General features: G+C 43.9%; 10 protein-coding genes. All 10 read left to right on the forward strand.

What is annotated here, in order from left to right; all coding sequences use genetic code 11:
• Positions 1-607 precede the first annotated feature (607 nt).
• The 10 genes from CEQ75_RS11520 (at position 608) to CEQ75_RS11565 (ending at position 13,598) form a co-directional block, all read left to right on the forward strand.
• Positions 608-2,002 (forward strand): sigma-54 interaction domain-containing protein, encoded by a 1,395-nt coding sequence (locus tag CEQ75_RS11520; RefSeq protein ID WP_089610776.1) that lies wholly within the window; start codon positions 608-610, stop codon positions 2,000-2,002.
• Positions 2,003-2,467: 465 nt separating this feature from the next.
• Entirely contained in the window at positions 2,468-4,141 is a 1,674-nt protein-coding gene (locus CEQ75_RS11525) for a rhodanese-like domain-containing protein (protein ID WP_198306521.1), read from the forward strand.
• 131 nt (positions 4,142-4,272) lie between these two features.
• Entirely contained in the window at positions 4,273-4,920 is a 648-nt protein-coding gene (locus CEQ75_RS11530; RefSeq protein ID WP_089610781.1) for a cobalamin B12-binding domain-containing protein, read from the forward strand.
• 39 nt (positions 4,921-4,959) lie between these two features.
• Positions 4,960-6,372, forward strand: coding sequence for a monomethylamine:corrinoid methyltransferase (locus tag CEQ75_RS11535; RefSeq protein ID WP_089610783.1), 1,413 nt, complete (start codon positions 4,960-4,962; stop codon positions 6,370-6,372).
• A 233-nt stretch (positions 6,373-6,605) separates the two neighbouring features.
• The gene (locus CEQ75_RS11540; protein WP_089610785.1) at positions 6,606-7,661 is read left to right on the forward strand and encodes a hypothetical protein; all 1,056 of its coding nucleotides are present in this window, start codon (positions 6,606-6,608) and stop codon (positions 7,659-7,661) included.
• Between the two features lie 163 nt (positions 7,662-7,824).
• The gene (locus CEQ75_RS11545) at positions 7,825-8,685 is read left to right on the forward strand and encodes a dihydropteroate synthase (protein ID WP_089610787.1); all 861 of its coding nucleotides are present in this window, start codon (positions 7,825-7,827) and stop codon (positions 8,683-8,685) included.
• Between the two features lie 315 nt (positions 8,686-9,000).
• Positions 9,001-10,254 (forward strand): glycosyltransferase family 4 protein, encoded by a 1,254-nt coding sequence (locus tag CEQ75_RS11550; RefSeq protein WP_089610789.1) that lies wholly within the window; start codon positions 9,001-9,003, stop codon positions 10,252-10,254.
• Positions 10,255-10,337: 83 nt separating this feature from the next.
• Positions 10,338-11,009 carry a PHP domain-containing protein gene (locus CEQ75_RS11555; RefSeq protein WP_089610790.1) on the forward strand — a complete coding sequence of 224 codons (672 nt, stop codon included), beginning with the start codon at positions 10,338-10,340 and terminating at the stop codon, positions 11,007-11,009.
• Positions 11,010-11,966: 957 nt separating this feature from the next.
• Complete coding sequence (locus tag CEQ75_RS11560; protein ID WP_089610792.1) at positions 11,967-12,380, forward strand: HepT-like ribonuclease domain-containing protein; 414 nt, start codon at positions 11,967-11,969, stop codon at positions 12,378-12,380.
• Between the two features lie 399 nt (positions 12,381-12,779).
• A complete protein-coding gene (locus CEQ75_RS11565; RefSeq protein ID WP_089610794.1) occupies positions 12,780-13,598 on the forward strand; it encodes a pyridoxamine kinase in 819 nt (272 codons plus the stop codon).
• Positions 13,599-13,660: the final 62 nt, after the last annotated feature.

Here is a 13,660-nt window from a genome sequence, read left to right on the forward strand (position 1 = left end):
CCCTTGTCCCTGGCGGGACGGGGGGACAGGTCCCTTGTCCCTTGAATTTATTTTTGATAGCATAACACTAAGGTAAAAGATGCCAAGATGTGCCGGAACGCCAAGTGAAAGAGGAGTCCCATGTTCAATAAAGTGACGAGTGAATTAGCCAAGGCAAGCCCTTTATGTTGCTTGTATCCTATCAGCAGTAAACTTATGTCGTAAGAAGAACAAGCACCTTTTGCATCAATTCTCTGTTATTTATTTAACCAAAATACGGATTGTTAAGGGCGAGCCAATTTTTCCAAATAAATTATATTAAGAAGGGAAAACGGTCTTTCCCACGCAACGATGAGCTTGCTCGTAAAAAAGAGCGTGTTGGTGCGTGTTGACCATGGGCAAAGAGATTGCTTACCCGACACCTTCTGTTTCTTTGAACCTCAGGGAAAATTGCCATGTGCGGGTTATCATTATATAATAAGGAATGGGGAAATTATTATAGAAGATATATTAACGTCATAATCAACGCCATAATCATGACCATAATCAAAACCAAGACCATACCAAGAGTAAAAAACCTGCTAATTGTTTCAGCCTATAATCAGCCGATAATAAGAGGTGAAATCACTTGTTTAATAATTTATGGATCAATTCCTATCTGGGCAGGCTTCATCAGGAAGTATTGGAGTTATTCTCGGAAGGAATATATGTAACAAATGCTGATGGGAAAACACTGGCTGTCAATAGTATGTATGAAAAGCTAACCGGTTTAAATCGGGAGGATCTGGTGGGCAGATTAGTATTTGAACTGCAAGAAGAAGGGAATTTTGATGTTCTTACCTATCCGGAAGTAATTGCGACCGGAAAGAAAGTAACGACCATGCAAACTACGAAGGCGAACAAAAATGTTTTGTGTAACGGTTACCCCATCTTCAATGAGGAAGGCAAAATTTCCCTGGTGATCACCTTTGTCAGGGATTTAACCTTAGTTAACCAACTCAAGGAACAGATCATGGATCAGCAATTTATGATTGAAAAATATCGGGAGGTCAATAACCAGCGCAAAAAAGAGTTTGATCAAGGGACGACAATTATTAAAAGCGCCCCTATGGTTCAACTAATGGAAAAATTAACATTGATTGCCAATACTGATGCGACGGTCTTGATTTTAGGTGAAACAGGGGTAGGCAAGGGAGTGCTGGCTCAAAAAATTCATGAAAAAAGCATGCGCTCTAAAGAACCCTTTTTAAAAATTGATTGCTCGGCGATCCCTGAAAATCTGATCGAATCAGAATTGTTTGGCTACGATTCCGGGGCATTTTCCGGTGCCAATAAAAAAGGTAAAGCCGGTTTATTGGAGATGGCCGACAAAGGAACCATATTATTGGACGAAATTGGCGATATGCCTTTACAGATGCAGGTTAAATTATTACGAGCAATCCAAGACCAGGAATTTATGCGTGTCGGCTCCACCAAGATCAGAAAAGTAGATGTCAGGTTTATTGCCGCGACAAATAGTGATTTAGCGGAAGAAGTTAAAAAAGGTAAGTTTCGCAGCGACTTATTTTACCGCTTATGTGTTGCTGTGCTTAATATCCCCTCCTTAAGGGAAAGAAAAGATGATATTTTGGAGCTGGTAAATTTCTTTTTAGACAAATACAATCACAAATATCATAAGAATGTATCTTTTACAGAGCAATTCGAAAAAGCTTTGCTTTCTTATAAATGGCCGGGTAATGTACGGGAGCTGGAAAATTTCATTCAGGGATTTGTTGTTTCTCATGAAAATGATATCTTCGATATCGGTGACCTGCCCCAGCATATGCTTACGGACACTGCCGAATTATACAATATTGATTTTCAGGATGCTGATAAATCATTAAATGAAATGGTGGGAGATTATGAAAAAAATTTACTTAAAAAGGCTATAGAAACCTATGGTTCGGCAGATAAAGCGGCCGAAGCATTAAAGATTGACCGTTCGACAATCTTTAGGAAGATTAAAAAATATGATTTAGCGTAATAATTGTCGCAGTTTTAAAATTATGTCGCAATGATGCGACATAAGATTTTTCTTTATATACCTATATCGAAATGATTTATCTGTTTTAAGGTCGCAATGATGCGACTTTTTTTATTTCTTAAATTATTACAGGCAAATTCAGGTCTGTTTCTATCAGGATAACTCCACTAAATGGCATAGAACCGAAATATCCAGCAATACCAATGAATATTCAGCAATAGACCAGGGTATATAATCCACGGATCCTGCATTTTTCGACAAATAATTTGAATTTCTGAGATTGGCATGATAATTGCTTTTAATTAATCATGTAAGTTGAGATTAAACATAATACCTTTTGGGGCAGCAACGAATTTACTTTTCACCCCAACAAAAAACCCTCATCATTAAGTTTTTAATTAGTTAATCCTTCGTGAATTTTTATTAATTATGAAAGGAGAAACCTAGAAAGGAGAATAGATGAAATTGGATACGATAAATGAGAAAGAATCGAAAGAATCGAAAGAATCACTTTTAGATCATTACTGCACTCCTGCTGAAGCGATGGAGTTGTTCAAAAAGGGCGGCCTATTCGCAGTTCTTGATGTGCGGGAGCAGGAGGAATTTTCCAGAGGCCATCTGCTTCTGTCCAGCTCCGCACCGTACAGCCGTCTTGAATTCATTGTTCCTGTGCTGGTTCCAAGTAAGACAGTTCCCATGGTCATTTTTGACAGCGGGGAAAAAGATGACCCCCGGGCCGAGAAGGCCATCCGGCTTTTAGGAAAGATGGGCTATACCCAGGTAAAAATTCTTAAGGGCGGCTTGGCCGCATGGCAAAATGCCGGTTATGTGGTGGTAGAAGGGTCAAGTTGTATGGCCAAAGGCTATGCCGAGATTTTGGAACAGGAAAAAGATGTGCCCGGTTACACTCCTGCAGAAATCGACGAGCAGGTGGCTCAGGGAAGAGATGTGGCATTTGTAGATATCCGTGTACCGGAAGAGTTTACCAGCATGTCTTTGCCTGAAGGCATTAACGCCCCTGGCTGCGAATCTGCCTATCGTTTGCATGATATCGCGCCTAACCCGGACACCTTGGTGGTATTGAATTGTGCGGCCAGGACCCGTAGTATTCTTTTTACCCAAATGCTGATTGATTTCGGCGCACCAAACCCAATCGCCTCTTTGAAAGGCGGCACGATGAACTGGAGAAAGAGCGGCTTTGAATTAGAACATGGCATCAGGAAAAGAATCGCTCCACCTTCTGCTGAGGCACACTGTCTGGCCAAAGAACGAGCCGGTAAAATGGCGGACGCCTTCGGTATTGAATTTATCGATGCGGATACTTTTCGCAAGTGGCAGGAGGAAGCAGAGGACAATCCCCTCTATATTTTTGATGTGCGCCAACCCGAGGAATACGAAGCAGGGCATTTGGAAGGTTCCCGCTCTGCTCCCGGCGGACAACTGACACAGCGTTCCGACGAATATGCCTCTGTGCGTAAGGCTCGGTTCGTACTTATTGACGACACAGAGGTTCGAGCCATCATCACTGCTTACTGGCTCAAACAAATTGATATACCAAACGTATACGTGCTTAAAGGCGGTCTGGGGGGCTCAGGACTTGGCAGGGAAGGCCTCGTCTCCGGTCCCGAACCAAAGCCTATCCCTACCCCCGCTTTTATAAATAGCATCACCCCGGAAAATCTCTCGGAAATGCTCTCAGGCATGACCCCCCCGTTGGTGATGAACGTGGGATACAGCGATAAACATCGTCAGGGGCATATTCCGGGATCTGCCTGGGTACCTCGCGGCTGGCTGGAACTGGCTTATAAAGCAAATCCTGATGCAGGAGTCGTCGTGCTTACCTCGGATTGCGAAGCACATGCCAAACTTGCAGCTGCCGATGCCCAAGAGATATGGAATAAGGCCGAAGTTTTCTTCCTTGAAGGCGGCACAAATGCCTGGAAGAACGCCCATTTGCCTATGGAAAAGGACATGCCTGTTTCATTTACTGCAGAAGATGATATCTGGTACCTGATCTACATGGAACCGGATGCCCCACTAAGTGCCATGGAAGGATTTTTTGATTGGAAACATGAGCTGGGGGACCAAATCATTAGTGATGGAACTTTTAACTTCCGCCTTCCGAAGGCAAAGAAATAGCAAAAACTGAGAAAACTGAGAATCGAAATTTTAACTGATCGGCTTGCACGGGGACTACTCTGTTGCTGCTTTAAGTAACAGTCCTGTGAATTTATAAAAAGAAATCAAGCAAAAATAAGGAGGATTTAAAAATGGCAAATCAAGAAGTTATTCAGAAAATGAAAGATGCTCTCTTAGCTTTTGATGAAGATATGGCACAAGCTGCTGCCGAGGAAGTGGTCAGTACAGGAGCTGATATTGTAGAAACCATGAAGGTTATGGGTGATACCATGGGCGAAATCGGCGAACAGTTCCAAGTTATGGAAATATTTTTGCCGGAAGTACTGCTGGCATCAAAGGCTTTTAAAGTAGCGATGAAAATATTTGAACCGGAACTGCTCAAATCAGGGACAACACAAGGTGAGCGTCCGAGAGCTGTAATTGGCTCCGTCAAAGGCGACCTGCACACGGTAGGAAAAGATATGGTAACCACCATGTTGACCGTGGGCGGTTTCGAGGTCAAAGACCTGGGGATTGATTTGGATGCTTCTACCTTTATTACCGAAGCCGATGCTTTTGGGGCAAAAATTATTTGCGTGTCTGCTTTAATGTCCTCGACCATCGCACAGCAAAAAACAGTTATTGAGTTTCTTAAAGCTAAAGGATTACGTGATAAATTTAAGGTCATGGTTGGCGGCGGCCCTTGCACTCAAAGCTGGGCAGATTCTATCGGAGCCGATGGATTTGCCAAGGATGCCGTTGGTGCCGTTGAAGTTGCCAAGAAATTAATCGCCAATTAAGTATAATTATGATTTAATAAAAAAGGGGGTTGCACAGATATGTTGATTAGCAGCAGAGGCAGATTCTTAGATTTCTGGAAAAGAGCTGAAACAGGTCCGATTTGCTTTCGGGATGATTTTGATACCAAGGTTTATTGGCCCAAGGTAAAGGAAATTACCAAAAAATATGGGATTGTATACGATCCCAGTCATATGATTCCTTGTGATGATGATATGCTTGATCGTTTGTGGAAGGCGGCAATTGAGCTGGTTGTTGAAGTGGGCGTATTATGTGTTGATACGGAAAGAATCATTGAGTTCACGGAAAAAGAAATTCTTGATGTGATTGAAAATATCCCTGATCATTTTGTCATGGGCCGGGGCAATGATGCCATTGTGTGCAAGCATCGTGGCATAGAAAATTACGATGACTTAAAACAGCCCGCATTTTTGCATGGCCGCATCTTGGGACCGATTTCTGAAGATATTTATGAAAAGGTTTGTTGGAGTTATATTCGAGAACCATTAGCAGATCATATTGCCTTCCAGGGTAATTTGACCTCCATCTTTGGTATGCCGGTAACACCGAATTCCCCTTGGGAAATAATGGCTGAGATGAAATGCACCTCCATCGTTAAGGATGTATGCCGTCGTGCCAGCCGCCCGGGCATGGCAGACGGAGGGATCAGATCCATTTCCATACCGGCTCTGCTTTCCGTTAATAATCCTGGCTGGGGCATGCAGCCGGGGGATAACAGATCTGCCTTGCTCACACCTCAGCATAAGGTGGAGTACGCTCATTTAAACAGAGCATTAATATGGCATGCGAATGGTAACATCATCCAGGGTGGTATGTGCTGCTATCCGGGCGGTTTATCCGGATCTCCTGCTCACTCGGCAGTGACCGGTACCGCGGAGTTCATTTTAAATAAATTGCTCTTTGATCTTACCCTTGATGGTTCTTGGGCAGTTGATGCCATGTATTTCAGTAATACCAGTAAATATTCCTTGTGGTGCAGCAATTACCAAAATGCTGCTGTTATGAGGAACACCCATAGTGCTCCATTGATCGGGGGCGGTTGGCAGATGACAGCGGGAATTGGCAGCGAAGAGTTCTTCTGGGAATCTGCCGCCTCGGCGATCAGCGCAATTGTTCTGGGTTGCGGAGTTTCCGGCGGATCAGGTTGTCAAAGCGGCGGCTTGGATCATGCCAGTGGATTAGGTTTGAGATTTTCCGGTGAGGTAGCTAAAGCAGTTGCCAAAACAAAACTTACCAGAGAACAGGCCAATGGACTTGTCCTTGATATTATGAAAAAATATCAACCATATATTGATGACCACACCGCACACACCTTAGGCGGCGATTTTAGAGAGTGCTATGATTTAGAAACAGTTGAGCCCAAAAAAGAATATCTTGCTATTTATGAAAAGGTAAAGGCGGAGCTTCGAGAAATGGGCCTCCCCATGAATTAAGATATTAAAGAAGACCGCTAATACCTGTAATACCGGTAAGAAAGTGTGACGATCAAGGGCAGCAGAGAAAAAGATTATCAATGCTGCCCTTGATTACACCTTGATTACACCTTGATTACACCTTGATCAATGCAAATTCATTTTGCTCAACTTAATTTAAATGTAAAAATCCCTTCTCTTTGAGATGTCTCGGTTAGTTACATGCTATTTTTCTAGCTGGAAGGAGGATTTATATGTCAGATACCACAAATAGTATTCAAGTGCCGAATGTTCAATCATTTCTAAGGGGTTTTCCCTGGGTCGTCATGATTTTGGTGTTTGCTTTCTTATCTTGGTTGTTTTGGGAACCATTTCTCAGCATGTTTATGGATGGGGAATCCGCCCAATATGCTTCCATTGGGATCTCAACAATCGGAGCATATTTAGTCAGTATCTTTGCCATCGCCGGACAATGGCCCTTTCAAAAAGTTGAAAACAAATGGGTTAGGGGAATTCTGCTGATTTTGCTGGCCAAGGTTATTGCCGCTGCATTTTGGATCATGCTGGTGCGTGTTTTTCATGTCAATATTGTCATGTGGGCCTTTCCGATTATATCTAATGCCTGGTTGATTCTGGCCGCAACCAGCTTTGTGGGTGGAGATGCGCATCTGCCCAATGTTCCTCCTGTCAGAAAAATGTTTCTTAATTTAATTATTGCCGTGGGTGGTACCCTCGTTCTGTTGCGTACCATTGTCATCTTTCCCTCTACCTGGTTTGCCATGCTGCAGCCCATTATCGTGACCGGGGGATTAGCATATCTGTTTCGGCGTGTTAAGCAACCCACCTTTAGCATCCTTTCCTGGTCATTACTGTTAGGATTAATGTGGATCTTTGTTTCCGTGGCCTCATGGCTTGGTCATTTTACGATTGATCATAATGCGCCCCAGTTTTGGACATGGAATTTAGGTGCCGGTTCTGCCGAATTTAATTTATTTTTTGCCTTTGCCTGTGGTCTGAATTTTGCTGTTTTTGCTTGCACCCAATGCTGGCCCTTTAGCCGTATCAGACAACCATGGGGTACAACGATCGCACTTTTCTCAGTTTTAACCTGGTGTTTTCTAATCACCCGTGCCATCATACCATTATTTAATACGATCGTTCCCGGGGATGCTTCCTTATGGCAAGCACAAATAATGGCGTGGCACACCGTATTTTGGGGCTTTTCCTGGGTCTATTGTTTTGGTGTCGGTCAAAAACCATATCTTTGGGCAGGACAGAAGACTCCTGGAACCTGGGATGATGTAGATTAAGAGATAATATAATAAAATAAAATATATGGGCATCTGGAAAGATATAAGATAGTGTGTAGTGCATAGCATAAGAAAACATGGAATAGCGTAAAATAGCGTAAAAAAACAGAAAATTTATAAAAAATTATGAAATGATGAAAAAAGTAAAAAGGAGATTAATTTCATGGAAACCATTTTAAAAAGCAAGACAAAAACTGTCACGATCAGCCCGGATCATCCCTTTGTGATAATTGGGGAAAAAATTAATCCTACGGGGAGAAAAAAGCTTACTACAGAATTAGAAAATAATGATTTGAGCGGTGTAGCCAGAGAAGCGGAACTGCAAGTGCAGGCAGGGGCCCATGTGCTGGATGTTAATGTGGGCGCTTCAGGTATTGATGAAGCAAAAACGATGGTTGAAGCGATTAAAATCATCACTGATATCACTAATTTGCCTTTATGTTTTGATTCGGCCGGCAGTCATGTATTGGAAGCTGCACTTAAAGCATATGAAGGAAGAGCTTTGGTCAACTCGGTTTCCGGGGAAAAGGAAAAACTAGATAAGGTCCTTCCCTTAATTAAAGAGTATGATGCCGCAGTGATTGCCCTGCCCATGGATGATAAGGGGATTCCCCATGAACCGGAAGAACGCTTTGCCATAACGGCAAGAATTGTGGAAGCAGCAGAAAAAATAGGGATCGACCGCAAGGACATCATCGTTGATTGCTTGGCCATGACATTAAGCGCCGACGATCAATCGGCAAAACTAACCTTGGATACCATGAAGAAAGTGCAAAAAGAATTGGGCTGCAATATGAGTTTAGGGGTCAGTAATATCTCCTATGGTTTACCGGATCGGGATATTATTAACTCATTTTTCCTGATTGCCGCCATCGATAGCGGACTGACTTGCGCTATTATTGATCCCACCAAAGAGGAAATGAAAAGCGCGATTGTTGTAGCTGAACTCATAAGCGGAAGAGATAAGGATTGCTTAGGTTTTCTTAAGGCATATAGGGCGAAGATGAAGAAAGCGAAACAATAAGAAGTTAGAACAGGGGACGGGGTAGAACGAGGGGTAGAACGAGGGGGTAGAACGAGGGACGGTTCTTTGTTCTGGCACCAGAAAATCTTATAGAACGAGGGACGGTTCTTTGTTCTGGCACCAGAAAATCTTATTAACGGTAAAACCGTTAAGTCTGGATATCTGTGTCAAACAAAGAACCGTCCCCTGTTTTACCCTAGAGTTAATAAAAAACTGATCGGGCAAGGGCTTTGCTCATTTTTGTCGAATCCTTAATGCAGTGAAATTCGGAAATTCGGAAATTCGGAAGAATGTTGGCGGATAGGGGGCGGCAGATTGAAGATTTTGCAGGTGCTTTGCCAGAAACCGTGGCTTACGGGAAGCGGTGTATTCCTGGAAGCTCTGATCCATGCCGGGACTTCAGCCGGTATCAGCCCAGGGGTGGTGGCCGGTGTGCCTTTGAAGGAAACGGAAACCGCGGCAAAAATGATGGGACAAGCAGCCTTTTTCCCGGTGCAGTTTGAAACGGATGCGCTGCCCTTTCCCATAGTGGGCATGAGCGATGTGATGCCTTATCCCAGCACCAGATATCGGGATCTGACAGAAGAAATGCTGGAAAGCTGGGAGATGGCTTTTCGAAAAAAGCTAGTGCAGGCGGCTGAGGTTTTTCAGCCTGATCTTGTTATCTGTCATCATCTCTGGCTCTTAAGCGCACTGACCCGACAAACCTTGCCCCATATCCCAGTACTGGGTTTATGCCACGGAACCTGCCTTAGGCAGTATCATTTGGCTCCCAGGTTTTCCGGCCTGGCTCGGGCAGGGTGCCGCAGGCTGGACGGGATTTTTGCTCTTCATGAAGCACAGAAGGAGGAGATTCATCAACTGCTGGATTTTCCCAAAGAGCTGATCCAGGTGAGCGGTGCAGGCTACAGTCCCGACTTTTTCTTTCCGCCGAACAAGGCAAAAAGTCTCCGGCCCCTGAAGCTTGTTTACGCAGGGAAACTGAGCGCTGCCAAGGGGGTGCCTTCTCTGATCCGAGTATTTCAAAGGCTTTCGGAAAAACACCCTGGTATAGAGCTTCATTTAGCCGGGTCAGGGAGCGGTATGGAGGCCCGTGAGATCATCACTATGGCAAAGGGCCGGACTGATGTCCTTTTTCACGGCAATCTGAGCCAGGTAAATCTGGGGGAGCTTTTCCGTACCTCCTATCTGTTCGTGTTGCCCTCCTTTTTTGAAGGACTGCCCCTGGTGGTAATCGAGGCCTTGGCTTCCGGTCTTCGGGTGGTAACGACGGAGCAGCCCGGTTTAAAAAGCTATCTAGATCAGGTTCCGGGCAGCCGGGAAATGATTCAATATGCGGAACTACCCCCCTTACGGGTGGATCAGCCCTCGGTTCAGGATCTGCCTGCTTTTGAAGACCGCCTTTATGACGCCATTAACCTGCAGTTGAATCGGGTCAAAGAGAGGGATGATCACGGACCGGCATGGGAAAAAGCGATTGGCACATTGAGCTGGGAGGGAGTATTTTCTCGGATGATGTCCTTTATCGATAAAATCTATCAGACAGGATCGTTTAATAAAAAATTTTAATTTTTAAAAATGAAAGCTGAATGGTATGATAAGGAAGTAAGTTTTAAGCTTTACCATTCTAAAGATTATGAGGATATAAACCAATGATCATTGATACCCATCTGCATGAAAGTAAATACTCCCTGGATAGTTTTGTTTCCTTGGAGGAAATTGTTGACCAGGCCCGGGAGATGGGAATGGACGGGATTTGCATTACGGATCATGAGAGCAATGAAATCAAAGAAGAGGCATTTCGTCTTTCCCAACGGACTGGTTTTTTGATTATCACGGGGGCAGAGGTACTCACCTGGCAGGGGGATGTTACGGTTTTCGGCTTGGAACATATCCCCCAAGAAAAGTTGCACGCACCGGAGCTTTTGGATTTGGTGGTTAAAGAGGGTGGTGTGGCGGTCAGTGCCCATCCTTTCCGGCAAAACAACCGGGGCATGGGTCAGGCCATTCGCGATATGAAGCTTTTGGGTGGTGTGGAGGCCTTTAATGGCAATACGGAGTACCACCATAATATGGATGCCTATTTTTTGGCTCAGGAGCTGGGACTGCCATGTCTGGGCGGCAGTGATGCCCATGCCCGCCATGAGGTAGGTCGTTATGCCACTGTATTTCCCGACGGTATCCGGGATGAAAAGGATCTGATTCAGGCCATTTATGCACGGGAAGTTCATCCCGTTGCTTATCTGGAAGGGCAATATTTGCCTTATCCCTGCCCAGAAAATTTTGAAGCCGGGGAAATATTTTCCTCTTTCCATCGCTTTTAATCCTTTCTTCTTTAAACTAAAAGCAATATCACTTACAGGGCCATTAACTTTTGTCTTTCGGGGCTTGGGGTCAGGCTTAAAATAGTGAATTATTTAAAAAGTAATTCAATATTTTAAGCCTGACCCCGTTTCATTCCCATGTGGCGTCTGGATCGGAATACGTCTTCTCACAAGTGCATTGGCTATGATCCGGGCAAGAGCAGCGCTTATGTTTATAGAGTAAAACGGGAGTAGAACGGGGGACGGTTCCTTGTTCTGGGCAAACAAGGAACCGTCTCCTGTTCTACCCTTTCTAAGAAAAAACCCGCTGCCAAGGGCGAAAACCTATATAAGAATATTTGACATAGGAATAGGAAGTAGCTAAGTTTGTAAATGATGAAGTGAAGAGCCGGATGCCTTATTAGGGCACGTCCGGTTCTGTGAGGGCTTGGGGCCGTGAGGCCCCGGCTACTCGATTTTGTTCTGCCACCAGAAAATCTTATTAACGGTAAAACCGTTAAGTCTGGATATCTGCGCCAAACAAAGAACCGTCCCCTGTTCTACCTGGATATCTGCGCCAAACAAAGAACCGTCTCCTGTTCTACCCTTTCTAAGAAAATACCCGCTGCCAAGGGCGAAAACCTATATAAGAATATTTGACATAGGAATAGGAAGTAGCTACGTTTGTAAATGATGAAGTGAAGAGCCGGATGCCTTATTAGGGCACGTCCGGTTCTGTGAGGGCTTGGGGCCGTAGGGCCCCGGCTACTCGATTTTGTTCTGCCACCAGAAAATCTTATTAACGGTAAAACCGTTAAGTCTGGATATCTGCGCCAAACAAAGAACCGTACCCTGTTCTGTACCCTGTTCTGTATACGGAAATTCAGGATGCCTTAGAAAGCAAAGTTGATGTTTTGACTACCGGAAGCCTGGAGGATGACTTCTTTCACAGAATCCAGAAGGAAGAGGTGCTTCTCTATGCTCAGTAGCCGAAATGCCGAAGTATTACGGCATATCATTTTATACTGCAATGAAATAGAAGAAAACATGGGCCGGTTTGGAGCAGAGTATGAAGTATTTCAAAAAGATTCCGTTTACAGAAATGCCGTCGCCCTTTGCGTACTCCAGATTGGCGAACTAACCGGCAAACTCACCGATGATTTCAAAGAAACCTATGACCAAATGCCGTGGACGCAAATAGAAGCACTAAGAAATATCGTTGCCCACAGCTATGGCAAAATTGATGTTGAGGGTTTATGGGAAACTATCACGGGAGACATTCCGGAATTAAAAACATACTGCTCCGGTATTATCCGGCAGCTTGATGTGCTGATGCAGGAGAATAATACGGAAGCTGAAGATGAACAAGAAAAAGGTATTTCAATGGATTAAACAACGCAATGAGAGAACACGCTGACAGAGCGTGTTTTTTTATTAAGGGAATTATGCACTTGCCAAAATCGATTTTATTTTAAAACAAATTTTAAAGTAGTGAAGCTGTCATTTTATGAGCATCACGACGCTATACATAATGTTTCTGCTAACTTCCAAGATGATCTTTCTTTCATTTTGTGTTGGAAGAGACTCCAACTATTAACAATATTAAAACTGAACTTCATTAGTGTTGGCAAGAACAAAACACCCACTAAAGAGGGATGTTTCATTTCTGATTAATATCCGTTGCAAGCGGCCTGACCATAGATTGTGGACGGGGGCGATTAACAAATTTAAAACCAATACAATTTGTGTTATACTTAATTAAATTAAATGCGTGAAGAAAAGAGGAATAAATTGAAGGATCAGATACTTTTAATCAACGATCTTCCGGGCTATGGCAAGGTGGCTCTTTCAGCCATGATTCCGGTATTGTCCCATATGGGTTTCAATCTTTATAACCTGCCCACGGCACTGGTTTCCAACACTTTGGACTATGGGCTGTTTGACATTCTGGACACAACCGACTACATGAAGAATACCCTCGCCGTGTGGGAGAAACTAGGCTTCAGCTTCGATGCTATCTCGACTGGCTTTATTGTGTCTGAGGAGCAAGTGGGACTGATTGCAGATTTCTGCAGGCAACAATCACGAAATGGGACTAAAATCTTTGTTGACCCTATCATGGGAGATGACGGAAAGCTCTATAACGGCATATCGGAAAAAACCGTGACGTACATGAGGGAGCTTTGCAAGGTCTCTGACTATATGATTCCCAATTATACAGAAGCTGCTCTTCTTGTAGGCATGGAGATCAAGACAGACGCCATTATCATTGATGAAGGGCATCAGCTGATCAATGGGCTTCGGGAAATGGGCGCAAAATCCGTTGTCATAACGAGTATCCTACTCTCAGATCGGATGGCTGTACTAGGGTATGACGCAGAAACTGATGAATACTTCACTTTGCCCTTTGAATTTGTACCGGTGCGATTTCCCGGTACCGGAGATATTTTTTCCGCGGTGATGATGGGCAAGGTCCTGTCCGGCTCTTCCCTAAAATCAAGTGTCCAAGCTGCTATGGATTATATAAGGAAACTCATTGTTCTCAACAAGGACAATGTGGATAAATATAAGGGCATACCCATTGAGGCATGGCTTGGAGAGATGGATTGATGAAGGATATAGGGATATCCTAATAGATAGATAAAGGACAGAGCATCTCCAATAGAGTTATT

Origin of the sequence: Dehalobacterium formicoaceticum, assembly GCF_002224645.1 — a bacterium.
Taxonomy (GTDB): Bacteria; Bacillota; Dehalobacteriia; order Dehalobacteriales; family Dehalobacteriaceae; genus Dehalobacterium; species Dehalobacterium formicoaceticum.

Coding starts and splice junctions, on each gene's coding strand:
- CEQ75_RS11530 (WP_089610781.1), top strand. CDS start 4,273: ATGGCAAATCAAGAAGTTATTCAGAAAATGAAAGATGCTCTCTTAGCT.
- CEQ75_RS11535 (WP_089610783.1), top strand. CDS start 4,960: ATGTTGATTAGCAGCAGAGGCAGATTCTTAGATTTCTGGAAAAGAGCT.
- CEQ75_RS11540 (WP_089610785.1), top strand. CDS start 6,606: ATGTCAGATACCACAAATAGTATTCAAGTGCCGAATGTTCAATCATTT.
- CEQ75_RS11545 (WP_089610787.1), top strand. CDS start 7,825: ATGGAAACCATTTTAAAAAGCAAGACAAAAACTGTCACGATCAGCCCG.
- CEQ75_RS11555 (WP_089610790.1), top strand. CDS start 10,338: ATGATCATTGATACCCATCTGCATGAAAGTAAATACTCCCTGGATAGT.
- CEQ75_RS11560 (WP_089610792.1), top strand. CDS start 11,967: ATGCTCAGTAGCCGAAATGCCGAAGTATTACGGCATATCATTTTATAC.